This is a genomic window from Gilliamella sp. B2828, assembly GCF_026537125.1.
In the GTDB taxonomy this organism is placed as follows: domain Bacteria; phylum Pseudomonadota; class Gammaproteobacteria; order Enterobacterales; family Orbaceae; genus Gilliamella.
In genome coordinates, this window is sequence record NZ_JAFNMU010000001.1 from 396,522 (window position 1) to 421,286 (window position 24,765).

The window sequence follows — 24,765 nt, forward strand, 5'->3', positions numbered from 1 at the left end:
GGTAGCGTGAGCACACTTATACTCACGCTATAGATAATGTATTCTTAATTAATGCGTTATATTTTTTCTTATAATAAATTGGCAGACTTGTACTGCAAGAAAGATAACAGCTTGCAAAATTACAATACACGCACTGGACGATGCGTCAAAGTAAAAACTAATGAGCGTACCGACAACCGTTGCAAATATCGAAACAATTACTGCTATCAACAGCATTTTTTCAAAACATTTAGTCAACGAAAATGCAATAATACCAGGTGCTATCAGCATTGCAATCACTAATATCACTCCAGCCGTTTTTAAAGAGCTGACGATAGTTAAAGCCAAAACACAAAGTAAACCATAATGTAATAATTTTACAGATAAACCGACAACTTTGGCTTGTACTGGATCGAAACAATACAGAAGTAGATCACGACGCTTAATGATTATTATTGTTGATATTATCGCTGCAATTAATATAATTTGTTTTAAATCATCATAACTGGTACCGAGCACGCTGCCAAATAAGATATGATTTAAATGCTGTGATGTATCTACTTTTGAAAACAACACTAATCCGAACGCAAACATTCCCGAAAACACAATTCCCATTACTGTATCTTCTTTTATCCGGCTATTTTCTTTAATATAGCCAGTGGCAACTGAGCACAATAATCCCGATGCAAATGCACCGAGGATAATTGGAATACCAGCTAAATAGGCAAGCACAATGCCAGGTAATACGGCATGCGATATTGCATCTCCCATTAAAGACCAGCCTTTTAATACCAAAAAACATGAAAGAAGCGCACAAACAATACCTGTTGAAAGTGCAGCTAAAATAGCACGTTGCATAAGAGGAAGAGTAAAAGGGTAATAAAGATATTCCAATATATCTATCATAGATTTCCCCCGTTATTCAAACGGCTTTGCCTTATTCGTAAACGGTTTGATATTAAACCTTGTTTTGGTGCAAACAAAAATACCATTAGGAAAACCAAAGTTTGTAGCGTGACAATAACACCCCCTGTTTCACCATTCAAAAAGTAACTAAAATAAGCCCCAATGGCGCTGGTTGACGCACCAATTACGACGGAAATCATTAACAGTTTAGAAAATCGATTAGTAAGCAAATAGGCTGTTGCTCCGGGAGTGACCACCATAGCAATCACCAAAATCGCTCCAACGGTTTGCAAGGCTGCGACGGTACAAGCACTTAAAATAGTGAAAAAAAGAATTTTGAGATGTAATGGCTTTAGACCTATTGAGCGTGCATGGGTTTCGTCAAAAAATACCACTAACAGATCTTTCCAAAAAAATAATAACAAAATTAAAGAAACCAAAATAATAATCTGTACCTGCCACATATCACTATCATCAATGCCTAAAATATTCCCAAAAATAATCGTTTGGGCATTAACTGAAGTTGGATTTAGTGAAATAATTAATAGTCCAATTGCAAAAAAAGTCGAGAAAATAAAGCCAATAATGGCATCTTCCTTTAAGCGAGTAAGGGCACGGACGAAAGTTATAGATAAGGCAGCAAGTAATCCTGTAAAAAAAGCGCCGATCGAATAAGGTAAACCCAGCGCATAAGCACCTGCAACACCAGGGACCACCGAATGGGATAATGCATCGCCCATTAATGACCAACCTTTCAACATAAGAAACGCTGATAAAAAAGCACAAGAAGCCCCAACAATGCTACTAACCCAAATGGCTTTAAGCATAAAGTTATAGCTAAATGGTTCAAGAAAGAATTCCATTATTGTCATCCTTTTGCTTAATTTTGCTGATCATCGACCAACAGATCTTGGTGTGGTGAATCATCTTTACCTTCTCCATAAAAAATTGCCGCACGCTCATCATCGGTTAAGATGGATACCTTACGAGGATCTTCATCTTGGTGTAATTTTTCGCCAGATAAACTTAGATAACGTAACGCACCACCGAAGGTCGTCATCAAATTTTGAGGGGTAAAGGTCGTTTCGGTTGGTCCGAAAGCCAATACGGTTTGATTAATTAACACGACTTGATCGCAAAATTCTGGCACACTGCCTAAATTATGGGTAGAAACTAAAATAAGATGATTTTCTTTTCTCAAATCTTTCAGCAAATCGATAATGGCATTTTCAGTTTTTACATCAACGCCTGTAAATGGTTCATCAAGCAATAATACTTTACCTTGTTGTGCTAAAGCTCTCGCTAAAAAAACCCTTTTTTTTTGACCTCCTGATAACTCACCTATTTGGCGATGCTTAAATTCCAGCATATTGACGCGTTCGAGTGCAATATCAACCTGTTTTTTATCTTCTTTACTTGGGATGCGAAAAAAAGACATATGACCATAACGACCCATCATAACGACATCCGAAACTAAAACAGGAAAATCCCAATCAACCTCCTCTGTTTGCGGAACATAAGCTATGATATTTTGCTTCAATGCTTGGGCAACCGAAATATCATTAAATGTTACTTGTCCTCGGGTTGGACGAATCATGCCCATAATACTCTTAAATAATGTGGATTTACCGCTACCATTCACTCCCACCAGAGCACAAATGGTACCACCATTAAGACGGAAACTGGCATTATGAATTGCAGTGTGACTATTATTATAAGTCACTGTAATATCATCAACGTTCAAGCATATTTGTGTCATGATTTTTCAAATCCTTGAGCTATGGTTTCAACCGTAACCTTCAAAAGGTCAATATAGGTTGGAACAGGCCCCTCTTTTTTGGAAAGCGAATCAACATAAAGCACACCTCCATACTTCGCTCCTGTTTCTTTACTGACTTGCTTCGCGGGTTTATCAGAAATGGTACTTTCACTAAAAATAACTGGAATTTTATTCGATCTAACTAAATCAATAAGATTTTTAACTTGCTTTGGCGTACCTTGTTGTTCGGCATTAATTGGCCATAAATACGCTTCTTTTAAATTGTAATCACGAGCAAGGTAGCTAAAGGCTCCTTCACTTGTTACTAACCAACGTTGCGTTTCTGGAATTTTAGCTAAACGCTCACGCAATGGGGCATCAAGTACTTTAATTTTAGCAACATAATTCTGCGCATTTTTATTATAGACAGAAGCATTTTTAGGATCATACTTAACAAGGGCGGCTCGAATGTTTTCAATATAAGTTAAGGCAAGTGTTGGTGACATCCATGCATGAGGATTTGGATTACCTTTATAACTTCCTTCTTGAATTGGCATTGGTTCGATGCCTTTTGTCACAATAACTGATGGAACATCTTTAATATCTTCAAAAAAACGTTTAAACCAAAGTTCCAAATTAAGTCCATTCCATAAAACTAAATCGGCTGAAAGAGCTTTAGTAATATCTTGCGGCGTCGGATCATATTCGTGTATTTCAGCCCCTACTTTAGTGATTGATTCAACGGTTGCAGCATCCCCAGCAACATTTTGAGCAATATCTTGGATGATTGTAAATGTTGTAACAACTTTAAATTTTTTTTCTGCTGCTGAAGACTCGGACATACCTGTTAAAGCAAGCAAAGAGGATAGTATTACTGATAGTAAGGTTTTGCGTCGTTTAAAAAACGTAAACTTCATTAGCGACTCCTGTTGTTTGATATATAACCAAAGTGAAGCAAAATACAGAAAATCAGTGAGAGGTTTTATGATTTAAAAAAGTAAAATCCATTTTACTGATAATTCTTTGGTATTAAATTTATTTAAAAAATTTCACTGCATTAAATAATAATGAGAATTATTATCATTAAATAAGTAAAAGTCAAATTTTTTAAAGTTTCCTAAGTTATACAATGCAAGTTTGAAAGATAAATTATTGTATATAAAATTTAAATTAAAAGTAGTTTGTTCTATCTATATGAATGATAGATATGATAAAAAAGGATATCTTAATGGATTAAAGATTAACCAAGATAAAAATTTTTCTTATGAATACTATCTTTTCATTTGTGATGATTTGTTAATAATTTAACCTTATTTTTTAGCAGAAATAATAATGACAGTAATCATTATTTTTTAAGCTATAAACAATTAAAATCACAAGATGATCAACCTAAACAAATTATTGAATAAGTCTCAATTATTTAATAAAAATTAACTCTATCTGATCAAAAGTAGAATTAAAACGGACATCGATTTTAAAAGCCTAGATAAATCATTCTAAAATTAAAAGTAACATTTCTAATAAATTTATCCAACTTTTTCAACACATTTCTACAAAACGTTGCCTTCATTAAAAATGAAATGCAATTTATCAAGTCAATTTATAAAAAATGTTTTTTTAAAAAACGATATTACTAATTGAAGCTATCACATGAATTTTTATCATGTGAAATTAAATAAAGAAGAATTAAGTTTTTCTTATTCTTTACTAAAAAAAAACCTAATATTAACAGTGAGTTCGTAGATTTTATTTGGATTCAAATGAAATAAGAACTTTTACTTCTAAAAAAATGTTAAATAAAATTAGTCATGAAGGTTGTAAATTGATATTAATTAGTGTAAATTCCAAACAGAAACGGATCAATAATTGATCTCGATGCTAAGATTTATAAAATATAGGGAAATTAAGGAATTAAAATGTCTAATAGTTATCAAAATGAAGTACCTGCCGCACGTGTCAATATTGAACTCGATCTGCATACAGGTGGGGCCAAAAAGAAAGTTGAATTACCGTTAAAAATTTTATCTGTTGGTGATTATGGTCGAGGTAAAGATAAACGCACGCTTTCAGAAAAAGAAAAAGTGTCTATCAACAAGAATAATTTTGATGCAGTGTTAAAAGACTTTAAACCTGAAGCGAAAATTTCTGTTCCTAATACGCTTTCTGATGATGGTAGTGATGTCAGTGTTCATCTCTCTTTTGAATCCATGAATGATTTCTCTCCAGAACAAGTCGCTAAGAAGATCCCTCAATTACGTTCTTTACTTGCAATGCGTAATTTACTCAGAGATTTAAAATCTAATTTACTGGATAATGCAACATTCCGTTATGAACTTGAAAAAATCGTTAAGGATGAACAATTATCTGATGATCTACGGGCTGAATTAGAATCAATTGTGTCTGAAAGTACAAAGTAGTTTCTTTATAAGAATTATTTCAAAAATTAATGATAAATTAGTATGTTATAGCTAAGTATTACGAGAGAAAACAATGGAACAAAAGCAAGAGAATAAAGCTGCTGTGGAGACAGTTTTGCAGGAAACAGGAAGTGTTTACCAATCTTTATTTGATAAAATAAATTTAAATACTATTAAAAAAGTTAGCGACATCGATAAATATGAAGATAACGAAGTTTTGTTTGAAACTTCACAAGATGAACGAGTTACGATGGCCGTTAATATTTTACTTCAGCTAATACAAGGTTCATCTCAAAAAATCGAAAAATTAGATAAGCATTTACTTGATTATCATATCAGTCAAATAGATCAAAAAATCAGCCGTCAACTTGATGTTGTAATGCATAATGAGACTTTTCAAGAAATTGAAGCAACTTGGCGCGGTTTAAAATTTTTAGTTGATCGTACTGACTTCCGTCAAAATGTGAAAATTGAACTACTAGATGTATCTAAAGAAGATCTTCGTCAAGATTTTGAAGATGCACCTGAAATTTCCCAAACAGGGTTTTTCAGACATACTTATATTCAGGAATATGATACACCAGGCGGCGAACCGATTGGCGTAACCATATCAAATTATGAATTTGATCGTAGTTCACAGGATATCGCATTATTACGTAACATTTCTAAAGTTGCAGCATCAGCGCATATGCCATTCATTGGCTCTGCTGGAGCGAAATTTTTTGGTAAAGAGACCATGGAAGAAGTTGCGGCGATCAAAGATATTGGAAACTATTTTGATCGTGCGGAATATACAAAATGGAACAGTTTTCGAGAAACCGATGACTCACGTTATGTTGGGTTAACTTTACCTCGTGTATTAGCACGTTTACCATATGGACCTGATACTGTTCCAGTGCGTAGTTTTAACTATATTGAAGATGTTAAAGGTCTTGATCATGATCGTTATCTTTGGGCTAATGCATCTTATGCTTTTGCAGCAAATATGGCACAAAGTTTTGTTCGTAATGGTTGGTGTGTTCAAATTCGTGGTCCACAAGCTGGGGGATTAGTTGAAGACTTACCAATTCATCTTTATGATTTAGGAACCGGTAATCAAGTTAAAATTCCAACGGAAGTTCTTATTCCTGAAACTCGAGAATTTGAATTTGCTAATTTAGGTTTTATACCGTTATCTTTTTATAAAAATAGAGATTATGCATGTTTCTTCTCTGCTAATTCAACACAAAAACCAGCACTTTATGATACCAAAGAGGCAACGGCAAATAGCCGTATTAATTCTCGTTTACCGTATATTTTCTTATTATCACGTATAGCTCATTATCTTAAAGTAATTCAGCGTGAGAATATTGGTGCAACTAAAGATCGCCGTGTACTCGAACTTGAACTCAATAAATGGATTAGTAATCTTGTTACAGAAATGACCGATCCAAGTGATGAAGTTCAAGCATCGCACCCATTACGAGAAGCAAAAGTAATTGTTGAAGACATCGAGGATAATCCAGGATTTTTCCGTGTTAAAACATTTTTAGTTCCTCATTTCCAGATAGAAGGTATGGATATTAATTTATCAATGGTTTCACAAATGCCAAAAGCTAAAAATTAATATCGATTATAGGAAAAAACTGGAGCCTTAGGATAAATGAAAATATTTCGTCCTTTATGGAATGAAGGCGTCTTTCTGACGCCTCAGCAATTCCAACAACAAGAATTATGGCGGCAATACTCCTCACAAAACTTAATGGCTATGTTAGTAGCTAATCCGTGGGGCGTTAAAAAAATAAATATTGATACACAAGCGCTTTTAATAGACCGTCTTAAAGCTGAATCGATCAGCATTCAGTTTAATGATGGTGTAGTTGTGGATACTGATATTGCTGATAATTTGCCAGAAGCAAGAATGCTAAATGCCAATATTCCTGTTGAACTCAATGAGTTCATTGTTTTAATCGGAATTCCATTATTAAATGCTAATGGTGGGAATTGTCTACAAGATAATCAACGTTTAGAAAGACCCCTTCGTTATCGAAAAGAGTGGGTTGAAGTACCCGATCTTTTTGGTCAAAACACTGAAACCATTGCTGTAGAACGTTATGCATTGACCTTCTTATTTGATTTTGAAGATAATAGTGATTATGTAACCTGTCCAATTGCTCGTTTGAAACGTGATCTTAACGGTCGATTTGTTCTCGATTCACAATACATTCCGCCAATATTAAATCTTTTAACACAAAGTGGCTCACTACTGAAAGAATTAGATCTTTTATGCACTCAGATGGAAGCCAAACGTCAACATTTACTCGGTATGCGCCATGAGCGAAATCAACAAATTGCTGATTTTGAAATAGCGGATGTTTCTTTATTTTGGCTTCTCAATGCATTGAGTTCATATGAACCTCAGCTTAAATTTTTACGCGATAATCCAACAACTCATCCTGAATGTCTTTATCGAACTTTAGTAGCGTTTACCGGTTCTTTATTGACTTTTTCATTAGTACATAGTGTTAATGATATTCCTGCTTATCAGCATGATAATCTTAATAAGGTTTTCCCTCCACTTTTTGAATTGGTGCGTAATGTATTAGAAGAAAGTTTACCTTCACGTGTAATTAAAATTGATTTGGTACATGATCAAGATACCTTATGGACTGGTCGATTGAATGATTCACGCCTGGTTGAGGATGCAGATTTCTACCTGTCAGTTCGTTCAAGTTTGCCTGGCCATGAACTAAATTCACAATTCCCGATACTGTGTAAAGCCGGGGCACCTGATGATGTTAGACAAATTATACATTCAGCACTTTCAGGTATTCCGATTAAAGCATTAAATCATGTTCCAGCAGCAATACCTTTTCGGTTAGAAAACCAATATTTTGCTCTGGATTTGTCTCATAGTTCAGCAAAAAAAATGTTGCTTGCTAGATGTTGCGAATTTTACGTTCCACGGGCAATGCCAGATATTTCATTAGAACTTTTCGCAGTACTGAGATCATAGGGTTAGAGTAATGAATATAGAACCAAAAAAAATTGTTATCGATGAACTATTGCGTGACTCAATATTAGTGGTTGTTGAGTTAAAAGCAAAAGCAAAAATTCCATCAGGGCATAAACTGTATGAACATTGTAAAGAACAAATCAAACGTGTTCGTGAAAGTTTATATAATGCCCAATATAAACAAGATGTTATAGATGATATTAGCTATGCGTTGTGTGCATTATTAGATGAAACAGTTTTACTTTATCAAAGAGATAATCCAAGTGATCAAGGCTATGGTGAATGGCTAGGTGAACCGCTACAAGTCATCTATTTTAATACTAATAATGCAGGTTATGATTTGTTTGAAAAAATTCGTAGTCGTTTAAAAGATGATAAAAAAGAGGAAATTGTTCTAAGTTGCTTTGATAGGGTATTAGGGCTTGGATTCCAGGGATGTTATTTGGGAAAAGCGCAAGCAGAAAGAGATAATCTTATATTAGCGCTTCGAGAAGCCTTGTGTGAATTTGAACCAGAGCAATCGCATCCGCTTATTGAACAAGCTCCGGATCATCGTTATTGGGGACGAAAGACTTTGCTTTTATCTTTAACAGCATTGTCTTTTATTTGTGTGATCTCACTCTATTTTATTTTGAATAATCAACTTGATAATTTAATTGATTCGCTTATTGGTTAAAAAGGGGTTTTATGAGCGATTATCCTAAGCGTATTGTAATTATTCATGCTGCTGTCTTAAGCTTATTATTGTTATTTGTTTTCTTACCAATATCAATCGGTTGGCAGCTTATAGGATCAGCTTTAGTGGTAGTTATAGCTATGGGCATATTATGGCGAATGAAGCGCTATCGAAAAGTACTTGCTTCATCGACAACAAATATTGCATTTTTAACTGAAAAACTTGATTTACTACCGGCAAAACAGCGATATCGTCTGCCTATTTTATTAGTAACAGGAAGTGGGGCGAAAGATTTTTTCCCTGATGATCTATCTTTAGCTCACTCTAATATCTTAGTTTTATCTGAAGCCGTTTGGATCTATGTAGATGAATATTCGCACTTGCCAATAGTTTATGATTCATTAATCGCTAAATGGCCTGATATGCTGGGCAGGATAGGAATTTTTTTAGCTTTGATCCCCGAAATTGAGAATGAACAAGGGATATTGATAGCAAAATTGCAAGCTTTTCGTCAATCTTGGGTTGATACAAGTAAAATTGCAAAATATTCATTACCGGTTTACTTATCGGTACATATTGGATTCAATGATTTAATTTATGATGAAGTTGAATCGATTCCTCCTCAATGGTTTCAAGTTAAAAACCACAATTTGTACTTGCTCGATCGTTATTTATCTCCAATAACCAGTTGGATTAATGACAGTAAAATTTCAACAAAGGAAAGAGAACGTCGATTAAGTCTTCAAGCTTTTTTAAATGAAACAAAAGATTGGATTGAAAAAGTCGTATTGTCAACATTAGCTGATTCTAAACAGCCTGTAGCGAAATGTATGCCAGTTGCCGCGGCTATTTACCCTGTTAATCAAGAGACAGTGAATAATAATATCATTCAAATTCAATGGGAAAGTCTTACAACCATGACGCTCCCTAATACTCGAAAGATACAAGAAAACGTCAGTCCTCCAGATGATTTAGTAAAGTATATGCCAATTGCATATCCGTTTTCTCCTATTAGCTCAATGATCTGTGGTTTACTGATTATAACTTCCTTATTTATTATGGGATGTTTAGGGGCATCATTTAAAAATAATATAAAACTGGCTAAGCAAGTTGAAAGTGATATCGTTTTTTATAATTCCATCGCTATGGATAATTATGAAGAAAAACGAAAAGCATTAGAAATTTTAAAAAACGACAGAATAATGTTGAATAAGTATTTCTCACAAGGTGAACCTGTACGCCTAAGTGTTGGATTATACCACGGTCAACAGCTCATAGAACCGTTAAATATTGCAATCAGTAATTACGTTGCTAAACCTCCAGAAGTGAAAGAACCTCAGGTGGTATTACCGATGGTAATACGTTTGGATAGCTTGTCATTATTCGAAACAGGTCAATCAAATTTAAAACCAGATTCGACCAAAATACTGATCAATGCTTTAGTCGAAATGCAAAAACAAATCAATACCAATCAGGAAACAGGATGGCTTATCTTAATAGGTGGACATACCGATTCCACCGGTAATGAGGACAAAAATATACAATTATCATTAGATCGTGCTATTTCGGTTAGAAATTGGTTCATGAAAACAAGCGACATGCCTGAAACCTGTTTTGCCATACAAGGGTATGGCTCAAAAAAACCGTTGGTTGATAACGATACTGTAGAGAATCGTGCCAAAAATCGACGTGTAGAAATAAGCTTAGTTCCTCAAATGTCAAATTGCATTATGACAAAAGAAAACTAAGGGATTTAACTAAAACAAAAAAGGAGTAAAACAATGGCTGTTCCAGCATATATGTTCTTAAAAGATGACGGTGGTGCGGAAATCAAAGGATCTGTAACCGTAGTTGGCCGTGAAGGTAGTGTTGAACTTGTTGAATTTGACCATAAAGTGTACATCCCAACAGATGGCAACACGGGTAAATTAACAGGTACACGTGTTCATAAAGCACTTGAGTTTGTTAAAGAAGTCGATGCTTCATCACCTTATCTTTACAAAGCAGTGACTACTGGTCAAAACTTAAAATCAGTTGAGATCAAATGGTACAAAATTAACGATGCAGGTCAAGAAGTTGAGTATTTTAATACGTTTATGGATGGCGTAAAAGTAGTGTCTGTGAAACCAGAAATGCACAATATCAAAGACCCATCAAAAGAACAATACAATCATTTAGAGCGTGTTGAACTTCGTTATGAAAAAATTACCTGGACTTATAAAGATGGCAACATCATCCACTCAGATAGCTGGGTAGAAAGTCGAGCGTAATTAAATATTTGCTGATCCTTTCCTGACTTAAGGATCAGCATCTTTGGGAATAACGATTAGAGATCAATATATAATAAAAGGAATAGTAATGATTGCCGATCCATCTATTTTATTAAGGCGACTGAACCCTTACTGTGCAAAATCACTAGAAGCGGCAGCGGAGTTATGTCAAACCCGCGCCCATACTGAAATCACACTTGAACATTGGTTGTTGAAACTATTAGAGCAAGGATCTGGTGATATTACAATCATAGCAAGGCATTATCAACTTGATATGGATAAAATTTGGCAAGGACTACTTAGCTTCCTTGATGCATTACCCCATACCATAAATAATAAACCTAGTTTATCATCATCACTTATTGCTGTATTGCAAGCAGCATGGTTGAAAGCTTCATTAGAAGATCATGAAGAAACAATTCGATCTCTTCATATCCTGCAAGTATTACAAGAAATGCCACAATGTTTAAAAGCGCAAGATGCATGGCAACTTCTTAGATTAACACCAGTTTCTTTAAAGGAACTCCGTTCAAATTTAGATGAACAGTCCGATGAAAGTCCATTGAATGATTCTAATGATGGTTTACAAAACGAAAATGAGCCACAAAATTCAGGTCATCATTCGCAAATAACCCAAGTTGAAGGGGCAAAAGAAGAGAATAAAGCTCTTCAGCAGAAACATCATCAAGCTGTATTAAGTCGTTTTACTGAAAATGTTACAGACAAGGCCAAAGCAGGTAAAATTGATCCTGTATTAGGTCGTGATAAAGAAATCAGGCAGATGGTTGATATTTTATCTCGTCGCCGAAAAAACAATCCAATTTTAGTGGGTGAGCCAGGTGTAGGTAAAACTGCTTTGGTTGAAGGGTTAGCATTACGAATAGCAGAAGGCAATGTACCAAATAATCTTAAAGAGGTGAGTATATTATCCCTTGATTTAGGCTTATTGCAAGCCGGTGCAGGTGTTAAAGGTGAATTCGAACAGAGACTTAAAAATGTTATTGAAGCCGTTCAGCACTCACAACCCCCAATTCTTCTGTTTATCGACGAAGCTCATACCATTATTGGTGCAGGAAATTCGGCAGGCGGTGCGGATGCGGCAAATTTATTAAAACCAGCCTTGGCTCGAGGGGAATTAAGAACCATTGCAGCTACAACATGGTCAGAATATAAACAATATTTTGAAAAAGATGCCGCACTTGAGCGCCGTTTTCAAATGGTCAAAGTTGATGAACCTGATGATGAAAAAGCCTGTCTTATGTTACGTGGATTAAAATCATGCTATGCAATTCATCATGGTGTTCACATATTGGATGAAGCAGTAAAAACTGCTGTAACGTTATCACGTCGTTATATTAGTGGTCGTCAACTTCCTGATAAAGCCGTTGATCTTTTAGATACCGCTTCAGCGAGAGTAAGAATGAGCCTTGATACCATACCCGAATCCATCATTGAACTTGAAGCAAAAATTGCATCATTAACAATCGAAAACATGGCGATTAAAGATGATTTGTTATTAGGTGAAAACCAGTCATCCGAACGTATGACTGAAATTAACAAGCAATTAGATGATTTACATAAACAATTAATTGCCGAACAAACTCAGTTTGAAGAAGAAAAGAAAATCATTGAAGAACTTATTGAGCTGAGAAAGCAATTAACGGCTATACCCGATCCAAAATTGTCAACTCAGTTGACTGAAACACAAGAAAAGTTACATAAACTTCAAAAAAACAGACCATTATTATCGCTTGATGTTGATAGTCGAGTCGTTTCTTCTGTTATTGCTGACTGGACAGGTGTTCCGTTAGAAAGCTTATTAAAAGATGAGCAAAGTCACCTTATGGTTCTTGAGGATGATTTACGCAAACGAATTGTTGGTCAGGATAATGCTTTATTTGAGTTAGCAAAACGCATTCGAGCTACTAAGACAGGTCTGACTTCAGAAGATGCACCTTTGGGCGTATTTTTATTGGTGGGTCCGTCAGGCGTAGGGAAAACGGAAACAGCCCTTGCTCTGGCAGATGCATTATTTGGTGGTGAGCAATCCCTTGTCACTATTAATATGTCTGAATATCAAGAACCCCATATGGTATCACAACTTAAAGGATCTCCCCCAGGCTACGTTGGTTATGGTCAAGGTGGTGTGTTAACCGAAGCAGTAAGAAAACGACCTTACAGTGTAGTGTTATTAGATGAGATTGAAAAAGCCCATCGTGATGTCCTTAACTTATTCTATCAAGTGTTTGATCGTGGATTTATGCGTGATGGAGAAGGGCGTGAAATTGATTTTCGAAATACTTTAATACTCATGACGTCGAATTTAGGAAGTGATGAATTAATGGCACTTTTTGAAGAAATGCCTGATGCCGACACTGCAACGCAACATGAATTATTAAGACCTATTATACGAGAACATTTTCAGCCAGCGTTATTAGCTCGTTTCCAAACGGTCATTTATACACCGTTAACGGATAAAGCATTACGGCAGATAGTCAAAATGAAATTGGATAAAGTTGCTTCACGTATCGGAAAACATTACAAAATAGAGTTTAAAGTTGGTCAGCAAATATATGATCGACTTACTTCTGCTTGTTTATTGCCTGATACAGGCGCACGTAATATTGATAGTATTTTAAATCAACAAATTTTGCCTGCAATTTCAAATTTACTATTGAAAAGAAACAATAATACTCACAGTAAAACTTCAACATTATTCCTCGATTTTAAAGAAACAGAAGGAATCGTGCTTGAAATGATTGATGCATCAGTAAATCAGAATTTGGTCAAAACGAGCAAAAAATCTGCTAAGGGTAAAACAAAACCAATTAAAACTACGGAAAAAAAACAAAAAAAATCTGAATAAATCATTCAAAAAAATAAGTTATAAATAAGAATTGATGACCAACAAGTCTACAAACTTGTTGGTCAGTTTAGAATAAAATCGGGATAAAAAAAGCATCATGTATCTTATTAATCATTGTTGATACTGCATAAAACTGTACACAGTAGGATGAATTAAAATACAGTGAAAAAATGTGTAAATATCACAACATAATTCAAATAACATTTTTGGGAATAGTAATTAAGGAATAAAACAATGGGGAAAAACGTGGTTCGATTGGGGGATCCCACAACTCATGGTGGATCAGTTATTTCAGTTTCTTCAACAATGACTGTAGAAGGAAAACTTGTTGCTCTAATAGGTGATCTGGTTAGTTGTCCAAAGAAAGGACATGGTGTAAATAAAATTATTGAATCTTCAAAGACGTGTTTTTCAGATGGGAAAGCAATTGTCATAGATCAATGTCTATGCGAATGTGGTTGTAAAGTGATTTCAACAATCAGTACTTCGGAGATTGAATAATATTATGTCTTGGCCTAAACCCGAAGTACTTAATCCATTGAAACCACCACTAAAATTAAATCGCGGCAGATGGTATTTGTTTTTTATCGTTTTAATTTTTATTACAGCCATTTTGTTAATGTCAATCTGGCCAAATGAAAACTATGGTTCTCAGTGGATATTTTGGATATCAGCAATCATTATTCCAACAATAATTACTGGGATAGCTGTCAGTATTCGTTTATATATATATGGTTTGGCGCAAGAGGAATATGAAATATGGCAGTTAGAACAGAAAAATATTGAAGAAAATTGGCAAAATTGGGCGATGAAATCTTTAATCATTCTTGATAGCTATTATATTTTGCCTAATCACCTAACTGTACAAGACATCTTAAGTAATATTGAAAATATCCCAATGAAAGTCAATAAATCGTTGGAATTTGGTGACGATTTCAACATTCATCTATCTCTTGAAGAAATCTTTCTATCTTTACGTAAATTGCTCCCTGAGATACCGGAGAAGGAAATCATTAATATTCACATTTACTCATCATTTGAATCAAATGTTTTTTTAGATGAAGATATTCATAATGCTTATCAAACTGCCCAACTGCCTTGGGAATACAAGTTATCACAGCATCTATCCGATAACGTTAATGCTGAAATACTACAAGAAATGATAGATGATTCGCAAGCGGCTCTTCATCTTGTCATTATCAACAATACGGTTTCATTAAATTCGGCATTTTTATGTGCTTTTCTCGGAATAAGCCAACAACATTATCAAGAATTAGGAATAAATGGCGCAAAAGTTGAAATCTTAAGACCGATGATAGCAACACAACTTGATAATGCAATTAATCAGATGACAAACATGCAACTTGCCATAAAACAAGTTAAACAGCTTTGGATAGCTAACATGGAAAATAAAAAACAAGTAGAAATGGTAACTCAGTTAGCTGATCAAAAAATTACCCCAACTAATTTAATTAAATTAGACAGTCTTATTGGTAATCAGACTGCGTTAAGTTTTTGGCTTTCTTTGGCTATGGGTTATGAAATGGTTTTGCTCACTAACCAAAATAATCTTATGGCTGCATATAGTCATGATAAATGGTTACTTTCAATTTTGGCGGTAGTACGTCGGGAGTCGTAAATGAAAAATAAATGGAAACTGATTGGATTAATTTTCATTATATTATTAGGAGCACTAATTCTCGCCACAGGACTTATTTTCTGGGGAGCAGGTTTAGGTTATGTAACAGCAGGACAGAAATTTTCAATATGGTTACAAGCAATGCTTTTATTGCTCGGCTTATTGTTAACACCTGTTATTATTACTAATAATCGTAAAATATGGGCTAAAGATAAAGCTAAGCGTGAATCATTGAATCCCGCTGAAAAGAAACCTGTAAAAAAAATGGTTACTTTTCCTGAATTTTTAGAAATAAAAAATCAATGCAAATCTCGTTATGGTCTATTTTGGCGTTATAAAGTTCGAAAATGCTTAGTTATTGGGTCATCATCTGATGTAGAAACATTATTTCCTAATTTACAACAAGCGAAATGGCAGTTAAGTGGTCAAACATTAATGGTTTATGGCGGTGATGTTTCCAGTGAAGTAGATATTCCATGGATGAAGGCCTTAAAAAAACGTTTTTCTCGTTGTGTACCATTTTATCGTAAACCTCTGGATGCAATCATTTGGACAGTTTCAAAAAATTATCTTGATAATACTCGACAACAAAAAATTTTAGTTGAAAAAACTTTATTGCAACTGAGATCTCGGGATAAAATTTTAAGATGGTCTGCACCGCTTTATTTAGTGTCAGGGCAAACAAGTGAATGGTCACAAGAAGGAAGAATTGAACAAAGCGTTGGGATAACTTTTGCTTCATCTAAAGAAAGTATCGTTGATGCCGCGGATTTATCTTTAAAACAATTAGCTGCAGAATGTTGTCAACGAGGTATACAACAGGTAAAAGAAAACTTTCATTATGCCTATTTACTTCAATTAAGCCAGAATCTGATAAAAAATGATATTGACAAAATTAAACGATATTTGAGTTCATTGATCTCTTTGCGTTATGTTCCAAATCTTCGAGGACTATTTTTTATGCCTTATCAGTCCTCGAAGCCAACGGAAGAACAAGAGTTTGACGATTTAAATCATTTTTTTATGACGCCAACGTGGCAATCAATTCTTGATGATGCAAAATCAAACGTAGGGCGAAGACTTGGGGTAAATTGGGGAGCAATCTCCTGTTATGTTTTATTAATTTCTCTTATCATGACAGGATGTGCTATGCTCACATCTTATTTCCGAAATGAATCATTAATTGAAGATAGTATCAAACTTGCCAGAACGGCTGATGATTCAGCTATTCAAGATTATACAACAAGGTTACAAATTCAATATCAGCTACAACAAAGATTAGAACAATTACTGTTCCGTCAACAAAATGGAGCACCGTTATCTTATCGTTTTGGTTTAAATCATGATACCAAATTATTAAAAAAATTGTGGTCCAGTTATTACACAACCAACTTACGTAACATTGTTGTACCCTTTAAAGATACCATGACCGATTATTTAGAATTGTTAACACAATTACCGCCAGATGATCCTCACCGAGACGAAATGGTTGAATCGGCGTATGATGTCTTAAAAGTATATTTGATGATGAGTCGTGCTAATAAAAGTGATGGGAATTATTTAAGTCAATTTGCAGCCAGAAAATGGAGTGCACCGAAAGATGTTAGTGATGGTAATTGGCAAAGATTGATGCCTGATCTTGTTCGTTTTTGGGGAGAATCATTAAATCTTCATCCTAAGTGGGTACAGAAGGAAGATGCATTATTAGTAAAAAATGCTCGCCAAATATTAATTAATAAAATTGGTGCACAAAATGCGGTTAACTCAATCTATAAAGCGATGATCCAACGCACTAGCCAAAATTATGCAGATCAAAGTTTAAATCAATTGCTTGATGGATTTGATAATCATTTACTGTTTTTTAGTAAGGATGACTTACCAGGTATTTACACACGGAAAGCTTGGGAAAATACAATTAAACAGGAAATCAATGAAGTCTCTAAACTTCGTCAAGAACAAATTGATTGGGTTTTAAGTGATGGAGATAACTCATTACCTAAATCGATTTCGTCTGAATCATTAAAAAAACAACTTACTGAACTGTATTTTAGTGAATACAGTGCTGCATGGTTGAACTTTCTAAATGCTATAGAGTGGCGTCAATCTGACAATGTAACAGATGTGATTGAACAGCTAACAATACTTGCTGATACGAGACAATCTCCTTTGATCGCGTTGGTAAATGCTATCAAATATCAATCAGAGATAACTTATAACGAAGAGGGTTTATCCAATAATCTTTTACGTTCAGCTAAAGAGCTTATTAATAACAATAAATCATTTACTGGAATGTCTAAAAAGAACAATGAATCAACAGGACCTTTAACTGAAACATTTGCACCTATTGTCAGTTTGTTAAGAAATGATAATGCCAATGGTCTTTCTTTAGAGACTTATTTGTCGCGTATCACGCAAGTACGGTTGAAACTACAAAATATTACTAATAGTGCCGAACCACAAACGATGATGCAAGAATTAGCTAAAAGTGTATTTAAAGGCACTTCGGTGGATTTAACTGAAACCCGAGATTACGGTAATTTAATTGCGGCTAACTTAGGAAAAGAGTGGTCAGGATTTGGTTACAGTTTATTCAAAAAACCCTTAGAACAATCCTGGCAAGTAGTATTGACTCCAGCAGCCGAAAGCTTTAATGATATTTGGCAAAATTATGTTGTCAGTCAGTGGAAAAAATCCTTTGCTGGTCGATATCCTTTTAAAAATAGTGAAAACGAAGCTTCCTTACCTGAATTAGCTCGTTTTATTCGAGCTGATACTGGCATTATCGATCGATTTATTATCAGTGAATTAAATGGTGTACTAGATAAAAAAGGTGGAATTTGGGTGGTAAATAATGTCAATGCTCAAGGATTGAATTTTTCATCTAATTTTCTTGAAGCATTAAACTTATTTAATCAACTTTCAGCAGAAGTACTTGAAACAGGTGATATCTCTTTATCATTCGATCTAATGCCGCGCACAGGGGGAAGTACCGCTAGAACAGAATTGATTATTAACAAACAGAAACTTGAATATTTCAATCAAGTGCCAACTTGGCAACGTTTCAATTGGCCAGGTGATGGATATGCTCCTTATTCGCAACTCAGTTGGAGTAGTAATAATTCAGGTTTAAGGTTATATCAATATTATAGTGGTGATTGGGCATGGATCCGATTACTTGAATCCGCTTCAGTTAAACCGCTCGATTCCAGTCGATACGAATTGGTCTGGGAAGCTAAAGACGGGAATAAACTTAGGTATGTTTTAAGAACACAACTAGGTGGCGGACCCCTAACATTGTTGAAATTACGTAATTTCACTTTACCACAAAACGTATTTGAATAATGTTTAATTAAACTATTAAATTGGATTAATGTAATGTTCAGTCAACTATTAAGCCGTTTTATCGGTACTGAAGATCAGATCAATCTTAGTCAAAAGTTAAATCAAACATGGAATGATTGGTTACAGCCAATCAATTCAGATAAACCAACAGGTGAAGATTTGACTTATCATGATTCTTTTCAGGAGATTAAAGAAGAAATAGACAAAATTTCAGGAATCGATTATCCATTTATTATTACGGAAAGTGAAAACATACTTAAACAAAGCGGTAAAGATATTCGAGTGGCTACTTACTATTGTTTGGCGCGTTTAAATCAAGATGGTGTAGAAGGATTCGCTGATGGACTTGAAATATTAGCGGGTTTACTGGATAAATTTGGTCCATTGATTTATCCCTCAAGACCTAATATACGCAAAAATGCCATAGAGTGGCTTACTAATGCACGTTTCATAGATAAGTTGACACAATTACAACCGATAAGTAATGAGCAGTTAAGTCGTATTATTGCCGCGCTAAGTCAAATAGACAGCATCTGTCAAACATTATTTGATTCACAAGCGCCTAATCAGTCAATAACACCTCCTGATTTATCGGCATTGGTTCATTTTTTTGGCAATATAACCAAGCAATCTATTAAAACCAGTAATGAAGAACAACCATCTCAAACAACGGTCAATTCTACACCGGTATCCGAAGTACAACCAAGTCATGCTGAAATAAAAATAAGCTCTCAACGAGATTTACTTGATCAAGCTAGAAAAATGGCAGCGTTTTTACGGGAAAATCCTGAAGGATATCTTGCAGCAGGTCGTTTTTTACGAGTCATTCGTTGGGATATGGTTGTGGATTTGCCACCTGTAGATACAAAGGGTAAAACAAGATTACCAGCACCCAGAGCGGAACTGAAACAAACCATCAGTCGTTTGATTCTTCAAAAACAATGGTCCACCCTATTTGAACGTGTTGAAAGTGCTTTTATGGAAAGTGCAAATCATTTTTGGTTAGATTTACAGAGAGCTTCTGTTTTAGCCTTAAAAAAAATGGGGGAGCCTTATCAGTCATGGGCCGATATCTATTTAACCGATATTGGCTTAATGCTAGAACGGTTACAGGGAATAGAACATCTTCATTTCGAAAATGGCATGCCTTTTGCTGATGATGAAACGTTAAGCTGGATAGCCAGCGATGCGCGTATACATCATTTAGATGAAGGTGATGGTATTAAACCCATTGCAGTATCGGGTGAAAACGATTGGAATGAGATTGAAAAACAGGCTTTAGAGTTAGCTCACACAGAAAGTTTAGAAAATGCATTCCAATGGATACAAAGTTTGCCCTCATTACGTACGGCTAAGCAACAATATTTATTGCAATATACCCAAGCAAGAGTGGCAGAACAACTGGGAAAACAAGATATCGCATTAACATTACTAACCGGATTGAATAACCAGCAACAGTCAATAACCTTATTACAATGGGAGCCAGAATTATTGTTTGAGATTAAACGATTTTTATTAAAAATAATGAAGCAAAAAAATCAACAGAAAGATAACAATAATCGAAATTTTGGCGAACAAATAGAAGTGCTGCAACATGAACTCATGCAGCTCAATCCAGCTAGGGCACTGAGTGTGATATAACGCCTTACAATACGATGGATGTTAGACAAATAGAAAACAAAAGAGATAAAAAATGGATGATTTAATTTTACGCTATTATGAATCAGAAATGCGTTACTTGCGGGAAGCAGGAAAAGAGTTTGCCAAAATTCATCCTGATAGAGCAGGTCAATTGAATTTAGATCGTGTTGGTGATCGTGATCCCTATGTAGAAAGATTATTTGAGGGTTTTGCTTTTTTGATGGGGCGATTACGTCAGAAAATTGATGATGATTTACCCGAATTGACGGAAAGCCTTGTTAGTTTGCTATGGCCCCATTATCTGAGGTTAATACCTTCATTATCAATAATTGAGCTTACACCCAATTATTCAACGCTATCCCGTTTGGAAGTCATTCCCAAAGGGTTACAAGTACAGACTGAGCCTTTAGGACCGTCGGGAACACGGTGTCCATTCCGAACAACTCAAGACGTCACTTTACAACCGGTTAAAATTGATCAAGTCAGCTTAGCCATACACCATGATGGGCGAAACATTATCAACATTCGTTTAGGTTTTGGTGAGCTCATTGATTTAGAACAAGTTGATTTATCTAAATTACGATTCTATTTAAATGCAGATGCGCCAATTGCTTCAACTTTGCATCATGCATTAATTCACCAAGTTTCAGCCATACAATTACGCTATTCCAATGATCCGAATAAAATCGTAAAGTTACAAGGAAACATAACGCCTGTTGGCTTTGGTGAAGAAGATCGCTTATGGTTAAAACCCGATAACGCTTTTGCCGGCTATCAACTATTATTAGAGTACTTTGCTTTTCGTGAAAAATTTATGTTTGTCGATCTGCACGGTTTAAATGTTCAGGCTGTTCCGGAAGGTTGTAAATACATTGATATTGAAATCATTCTTAATCAAACTTGGCCAAATGATATGCCTTTTAATAAGGACAACATTCGATTACATTGTGTGCCAATCATCAATTTATTTGATATGGAAGCCGATCCGATTGTAGTGAATCAATTAGAAAGTGAATATCTGCTTAGACCCCTATTACGTCAAGATGGACACATCGAAATTTACTCCGTTGAACATGTTGAAGCGATAACTCGTAATGGTCGCTACAGTTATGTCCCTTTTACAAGCTTTAAACATAGAGGCGGTATGTTACGTCATGATGCGCCCGAAAGATATTATCATACCCACGTTCGAAAAGGAGCTTCAGGATTACATGATACATGGTTGGTTTTGGGTGGAAAAATTTGGGATAAAAATGAGACACTTGAAGCTGAAACATTATCATTACGCGTTACAGGAACCAATGGTATGTTACCTCGGAAAGCGTTGAGCAATGCTCGGATCCAATCATTATGCAGCTCACAAAATAGCATTTCGAGTGTACGTAATTTGTGTTCGCCAACACTTCCTTGTTATCCACCAACTGAAGATCGCTTTCATTGGCGAGTATTATCACATTTAGCGCCTAATTATTTATCATTAATTAACGCAGAAGTATTAAGAGGAACGCTGGCCTTATATGATTGGACTCAAAACGAACTTAATCGTCGACGCTTAGAAGGTATCGTCGATGTATCTCATAGAATGATAAAACGGATTGAAAAAGGAATGTTACAAAGGGGAATCGAAATCGAAGTAACAATTAATAGTTTACAGTTTACTGGCGAAGGTGATGTGATGCTTTTTGGTGAGTTATTACATCAATTTTTTGCTCTATATGCCGACGTTAATCTATTTACTCAATTAGTCATTAATCTTCTACCTGTTGGAAATAAAATAGTATGGAAACAGAGCAAAATATCGAAAACAGCGCTTTAATGCAGGAACTTGAAAAAGTACTGCCAAAAATGAACTTCTATCGTTTTTGTCAGTTACTTGAACAACTTTATGCTAAACAACCTATACTTGGACGATTGGAAACTCCAGCTGGTGATCCTTTACGTTTTGCACCGTCAGTTGATATGTCATTTCCTGCGAGTGAGCTGAAATACATTGAAAGATCACCCTATATAAATCGTCCGGCAACGGTAAGAACTCGTTTTTTAGGTTTATATGGCGTTGATGCAGTATTACCTTTTGGGTTGTTGCACAATATTATTCGCCGTGAAGAAAATTATCACGCAATGACTGATTTTTTAGACATATTCAACCATCGATTTATAACACAATTTTATCGAATTTGGTTGAAATATCATTACCCAGCCTGTTTTATAAGTGGCGGTAAAGATTCTATATCTCAGTGTTTACTTGGGTTAACAGGTCTAATAATAAAAGGTACGAGTGAACAAATAGGCTCACCAGCTTCGCGATTTTTAGCACTGTTAGGTTTAGTGACTCAAAAAACACGAACTGCTGAAGGGATTGCTGGTTTAACAAGAGTAATCGTTAATGATGCCAAAGTTGAAATCACGGAATTCTATCCTACTTGGCACTCTATTGAAAAACCAGCTCAGGTAGGGGATAAAACGAACAAAATAGGTTTAGATGGTAGTGCGGTTTTAGGATCCCGCTTAAGAGAATGCAATCAAACAATTCATATAGCCATAACGCCTCAACATGAAGAGCAGATAATCGATTTACTTCCTGATGGGCAGTTATATAAGGATCTTATGGCACTGATGCGTGCATATTTAGGTTATCAAGTTGATGCCAAAATGACACTTTATATCAAGCGAAATTTTTTGCCACGTAGCCAGCTTGTATCAAAGAATTGTCGATTAGGACAAACTGCATCATTAACCAAAATGGCAGAACATGGCGAGTATATTCAAGATAAGGTAGCTGTAAATTTAGGTCACTATTGTGGAATGGATTATACAGCATAAAAAAGGAATCATTATGAAAAGAATTAATTTATTTATCATTTGTCTATTAACCATTTGTTTAAGTGGATGTGGTATAGCCCAAAGTGTAACAAAAGGTGCATCAAGCTTAGGAAACAGTATTTTTTCGTGGGATATTAAAACATTACATTTAGATATCACCGCTAGGGCTGAATTAAATCTTGATGATGAAGAAAAATCATCACCTGTTGTTATTCGAATTTATCAATTAACTAAAGATGATGCATTTAAATCTGCTTCTTACCAAAATTTGGTTGATCAAGATAATGATGAACTCAAAGCCACCTTACTCGATACTAAAGAAATTGTACTAAAACCCAATACTTCTGTTTCGATCGAAGTTCCATTTGATGACAGAGCTAAATTTGCAGCAGTAGTCGCACTTTATAAAGAACCCAATCTAAAAGAAGATAGCTGGCGATTAATTTTAAAACGTTCTGATTTACACATAACCAAAGCGCGAAAAATAGAGGCAAGCAAATATACCATCAAAATAGTGGATGAAGATTAATGAGTGCATCTTTGTATGACATGCTATATGGCTATTTTGAATCCGGTATCGCCATTGACGATGTGTCTGAAAACGAACAGACAATCATAAGTGTGATGGACAACATTGAGCGGATCTTAAATAGCCGCGCAGGTGCCATTCAGCATCTCCCCGATTATGGATTGCCTGATATGTCAACTGTTTTTCAAGCTTTGCCTTCGTCAGCTTATGTTTTAATGAGGGCTATTGAACAAACGCTATTAACTTATGAACCAAGGCTAAGTGCTATTATTATCAATATAGATGAAAAAAATAATGATAACATGGTATTAGCCTATGAAATGACTTGTTATTTCAAAGAGGGTGGGCTGGTTCGATATGGCACTTACTTTATGCCCGATGGTAAAGCGCGAATAAAATATACACGTAAAACGCATAAGAACGGCGGCTAAATGGCTTAAGCAAGTAGAATAACCATACAAACAATAACGTAATTGATCGAAAAAAATAAAAATAGGAAACAATGTGAAAAGCAAGATCAATAACTTTGTTAGTCATTTAACTGAAAAGATTCATGGTAATAATGTTATATCAATGGTAAGTCACCATCGCTATACCTTAACTGTCGATGGTCAAAGCGCGCCGATTTCGGTTTTACAGGTTGCCGGCAATGAACAACTCAACCAGCCCTGGCATTACACCATCACCTTTACCAGCCCACATCCACATCTGGATGCGGAATCGTTTCTCAATCAAAAAGCCTGGTTTCGTTTCAATCCTGTTCATGCCGATTTGACCTCTTTGGCATTGGGTGCCTCAGACTTACTGAACGCCAGCACCCCATTTGATGCATTGCACGAATTAAAACCCTCCGAGTCGTCGGTCAATCCTCAAAGCGCGACAGCGCCCTTAAACGGGTTAAAGCAAAACACGCCACTCAATTC

General features: G+C 35.3%; 19 protein-coding genes and 1 pseudogene. 16 read left to right on the plus strand and 4 right to left on the minus strand.

Going from position 1 to position 24,765, the window contains the following annotated elements; all coding sequences use genetic code 11:
* Positions 1 to 48 precede the first annotated feature (48 nt).
* The 4 genes from J3U19_RS01750 to J3U19_RS01765 are packed head-to-tail and all read right to left on the minus strand — an operon-like array spanning position 49 to position 3,486.
* Positions 49 to 885: a metal ABC transporter permease gene (locus tag J3U19_RS01750; protein ID WP_267345274.1), complete on the minus strand. Its 837-nt coding sequence runs from the start codon at positions 883 to 885 to the stop codon at positions 49 to 51.
* Entirely contained in the window at positions 882 to 1,751 is an 870-nt protein-coding gene (locus J3U19_RS01755; RefSeq protein WP_416380265.1) for a metal ABC transporter permease, read from the minus strand. Before J3U19_RS01755 ends, J3U19_RS01750 begins: the two co-directional genes overlap by 4 nt.
* Positions 1,752 to 1,765: 14 nt before the next feature.
* Positions 1,766 to 2,644 carry a manganese/iron ABC transporter ATP-binding protein gene (locus tag J3U19_RS01760; RefSeq protein WP_267339362.1) on the minus strand — a complete coding sequence of 293 codons (879 nt, stop codon included), beginning with the start codon at positions 2,642 to 2,644 and terminating at the stop codon, positions 1,766 to 1,768.
* Entirely contained in the window at positions 2,641 to 3,486 is an 846-nt protein-coding gene (locus tag J3U19_RS01765; protein ID WP_267345292.1) for a metal ABC transporter substrate-binding protein, read from the minus strand. Before J3U19_RS01765 ends, J3U19_RS01760 begins: the two co-directional genes overlap by 4 nt.
* 1,074 nt (positions 3,487 to 4,560) lie before the next feature.
* Between J3U19_RS01765 and tssB the strand changes: the two genes are divergently transcribed.
* The 16 genes and pseudogenes from tssB to J3U19_RS01845 form a co-directional block, all read left to right on the plus strand.
* Positions 4,561 to 5,061, plus strand: a complete 501-nt coding sequence (gene tssB, locus J3U19_RS01770) for a type VI secretion system contractile sheath small subunit (protein WP_267339361.1) — start codon at positions 4,561 to 4,563, stop codon at positions 5,059 to 5,061.
* 73 nt (positions 5,062 to 5,134) lie between these two features.
* Positions 5,135 to 6,667 carry a type VI secretion system contractile sheath large subunit gene (tssC, locus tag J3U19_RS01775; protein ID WP_267339360.1) on the plus strand — a complete coding sequence of 511 codons (1,533 nt, stop codon included), beginning with the start codon at positions 5,135 to 5,137 and terminating at the stop codon, positions 6,665 to 6,667.
* A 36-nt stretch (positions 6,668 to 6,703) separates the two neighbouring features.
* Positions 6,704 to 8,056, plus strand: a complete 1,353-nt coding sequence (gene tssK, locus J3U19_RS01780) for a type VI secretion system baseplate subunit TssK (protein ID WP_267339359.1) — start codon at positions 6,704 to 6,706, stop codon at positions 8,054 to 8,056.
* A 10-nt stretch (positions 8,057 to 8,066) separates the two neighbouring features.
* On the plus strand, positions 8,067 to 8,732 hold the full coding sequence (gene tssL / locus J3U19_RS01785) for a type VI secretion system protein TssL, short form (protein ID WP_267339358.1): 666 nt from the start codon (positions 8,067 to 8,069) through the stop codon (positions 8,730 to 8,732).
* An 11-nt stretch (positions 8,733 to 8,743) separates the two neighbouring features.
* Positions 8,744 to 10,480 (plus strand): OmpA family protein, encoded by a 1,737-nt coding sequence (locus tag J3U19_RS01790; protein ID WP_267345276.1) that lies wholly within the window; start codon positions 8,744 to 8,746, stop codon positions 10,478 to 10,480.
* Positions 10,481 to 10,513: 33 nt separating this feature from the next.
* Entirely contained in the window at positions 10,514 to 11,002 is a 489-nt protein-coding gene (locus J3U19_RS01795) for an Hcp family type VI secretion system effector (RefSeq protein ID WP_267339356.1), read from the plus strand.
* Between the two features lie 88 nt (positions 11,003 to 11,090).
* Positions 11,091 to 13,868, plus strand: a complete 2,778-nt coding sequence (tssH, locus tag J3U19_RS01800) for a type VI secretion system ATPase TssH (RefSeq protein WP_267345277.1) — start codon at positions 11,091 to 11,093, stop codon at positions 13,866 to 13,868.
* A 234-nt stretch (positions 13,869 to 14,102) separates the two neighbouring features.
* The gene (locus J3U19_RS01805; protein WP_267339354.1) at positions 14,103 to 14,369 is read left to right on the plus strand and encodes a PAAR domain-containing protein; all 267 of its coding nucleotides are present in this window, start codon (positions 14,103 to 14,105) and stop codon (positions 14,367 to 14,369) included.
* A gap of 4 nt (positions 14,370 to 14,373) precedes the next feature.
* Entirely contained in the window at positions 14,374 to 15,507 is a 1,134-nt protein-coding gene (locus J3U19_RS01810) for a hypothetical protein (RefSeq protein ID WP_267345279.1), read from the plus strand.
* Complete coding sequence (locus tag J3U19_RS01815; protein ID WP_267339352.1) at positions 15,508 to 18,849, plus strand: ImcF-related family protein; 3,342 nt, start codon at positions 15,508 to 15,510, stop codon at positions 18,847 to 18,849.
* 33 nt (positions 18,850 to 18,882) lie between these two features.
* Positions 18,883 to 20,490 (plus strand): type VI secretion system protein TssA, encoded by a 1,608-nt coding sequence (gene tssA / locus J3U19_RS01820; protein WP_267339351.1) that lies wholly within the window; start codon positions 18,883 to 18,885, stop codon positions 20,488 to 20,490.
* Between the two features lie 52 nt (positions 20,491 to 20,542).
* A complete protein-coding gene (gene tssF, locus J3U19_RS01825; RefSeq protein WP_267339350.1) occupies positions 20,543 to 22,306 on the plus strand; it encodes a type VI secretion system baseplate subunit TssF in 1,764 nt (587 codons plus the stop codon).
* Positions 22,270 to 23,313 carry a type VI secretion system baseplate subunit TssG gene (gene tssG, locus J3U19_RS01830; protein WP_267345281.1) on the plus strand — a complete coding sequence of 348 codons (1,044 nt, stop codon included), beginning with the start codon at positions 22,270 to 22,272 and terminating at the stop codon, positions 23,311 to 23,313. The genes tssF and tssG overlap by 37 nt, the downstream gene beginning before the upstream one ends.
* A gap of 13 nt (positions 23,314 to 23,326) precedes the next feature.
* Positions 23,327 to 23,842, plus strand: a complete 516-nt coding sequence (gene tssJ, locus J3U19_RS01835; protein ID WP_267339348.1) for a type VI secretion system lipoprotein TssJ — start codon at positions 23,327 to 23,329, stop codon at positions 23,840 to 23,842.
* A complete protein-coding gene (tssE, locus tag J3U19_RS01840) occupies positions 23,842 to 24,273 on the plus strand; it encodes a type VI secretion system baseplate subunit TssE (RefSeq protein WP_267339347.1) in 432 nt (143 codons plus the stop codon). Before tssJ ends, tssE begins: the two co-directional genes overlap by 1 nt.
* Before the next feature lie 73 nt (positions 24,274 to 24,346).
* A pseudogene (locus tag J3U19_RS01845) lies at positions 24,347 to 24,765 on the plus strand (hypothetical protein); the annotation flags it as partial.

What these genes read in the sequence shown, in the direction of transcription:
- J3U19_RS01815 (WP_267339352.1), top strand. Translation starts at nt 15,508, where the DNA reads ATGAAAAATAAATGGAAACTGATTGGATTAATTTTCATTATATTATTA.
- J3U19_RS01790 (WP_267345276.1), top strand. Translation starts at nt 8,744, where the DNA reads ATGAGCGATTATCCTAAGCGTATTGTAATTATTCATGCTGCTGTCTTA.
- J3U19_RS01760 (WP_267339362.1), bottom strand. Translation starts at nt 2,644, where the DNA reads ATGACACAAATATGCTTGAACGTTGATGATATTACAGTGACTTATAAT.
- tssE (WP_267339347.1), top strand. Translation starts at nt 23,842, where the DNA reads ATGAGTGCATCTTTGTATGACATGCTATATGGCTATTTTGAATCCGGT.
- tssF (WP_267339350.1), top strand. Translation starts at nt 20,543, where the DNA reads ATGGATGATTTAATTTTACGCTATTATGAATCAGAAATGCGTTACTTG.
- J3U19_RS01805 (WP_267339354.1), top strand. Translation starts at nt 14,103, where the DNA reads ATGGGGAAAAACGTGGTTCGATTGGGGGATCCCACAACTCATGGTGGA.
- J3U19_RS01750 (WP_267345274.1), bottom strand. Translation starts at nt 885, where the DNA reads ATGATAGATATATTGGAATATCTTTATTACCCTTTTACTCTTCCTCTT.
- tssK (WP_267339359.1), top strand. Translation starts at nt 6,704, where the DNA reads ATGAAAATATTTCGTCCTTTATGGAATGAAGGCGTCTTTCTGACGCCT.
- J3U19_RS01765 (WP_267345292.1), bottom strand. Translation starts at nt 3,486, where the DNA reads ATGTCCGAGTCTTCAGCAGCAGAAAAAAAATTTAAAGTTGTTACAACA.
- tssL (WP_267339358.1), top strand. Translation starts at nt 8,067, where the DNA reads ATGAATATAGAACCAAAAAAAATTGTTATCGATGAACTATTGCGTGAC.
- tssC (WP_267339360.1), top strand. Translation starts at nt 5,135, where the DNA reads ATGGAACAAAAGCAAGAGAATAAAGCTGCTGTGGAGACAGTTTTGCAG.
- tssH (WP_267345277.1), top strand. Translation starts at nt 11,091, where the DNA reads ATGATTGCCGATCCATCTATTTTATTAAGGCGACTGAACCCTTACTGT.
- J3U19_RS01795 (WP_267339356.1), top strand. Translation starts at nt 10,514, where the DNA reads ATGGCTGTTCCAGCATATATGTTCTTAAAAGATGACGGTGGTGCGGAA.
- tssA (WP_267339351.1), top strand. Translation starts at nt 18,883, where the DNA reads ATGTTCAGTCAACTATTAAGCCGTTTTATCGGTACTGAAGATCAGATC.
- tssB (WP_267339361.1), top strand. Translation starts at nt 4,561, where the DNA reads ATGTCTAATAGTTATCAAAATGAAGTACCTGCCGCACGTGTCAATATT.
- J3U19_RS01810 (WP_267345279.1), top strand. Translation starts at nt 14,374, where the DNA reads ATGTCTTGGCCTAAACCCGAAGTACTTAATCCATTGAAACCACCACTA.
- tssJ (WP_267339348.1), top strand. Translation starts at nt 23,327, where the DNA reads ATGAAAAGAATTAATTTATTTATCATTTGTCTATTAACCATTTGTTTA.
- tssG (WP_267345281.1), top strand. Translation starts at nt 22,270, where the DNA reads ATGGAAACAGAGCAAAATATCGAAAACAGCGCTTTAATGCAGGAACTT.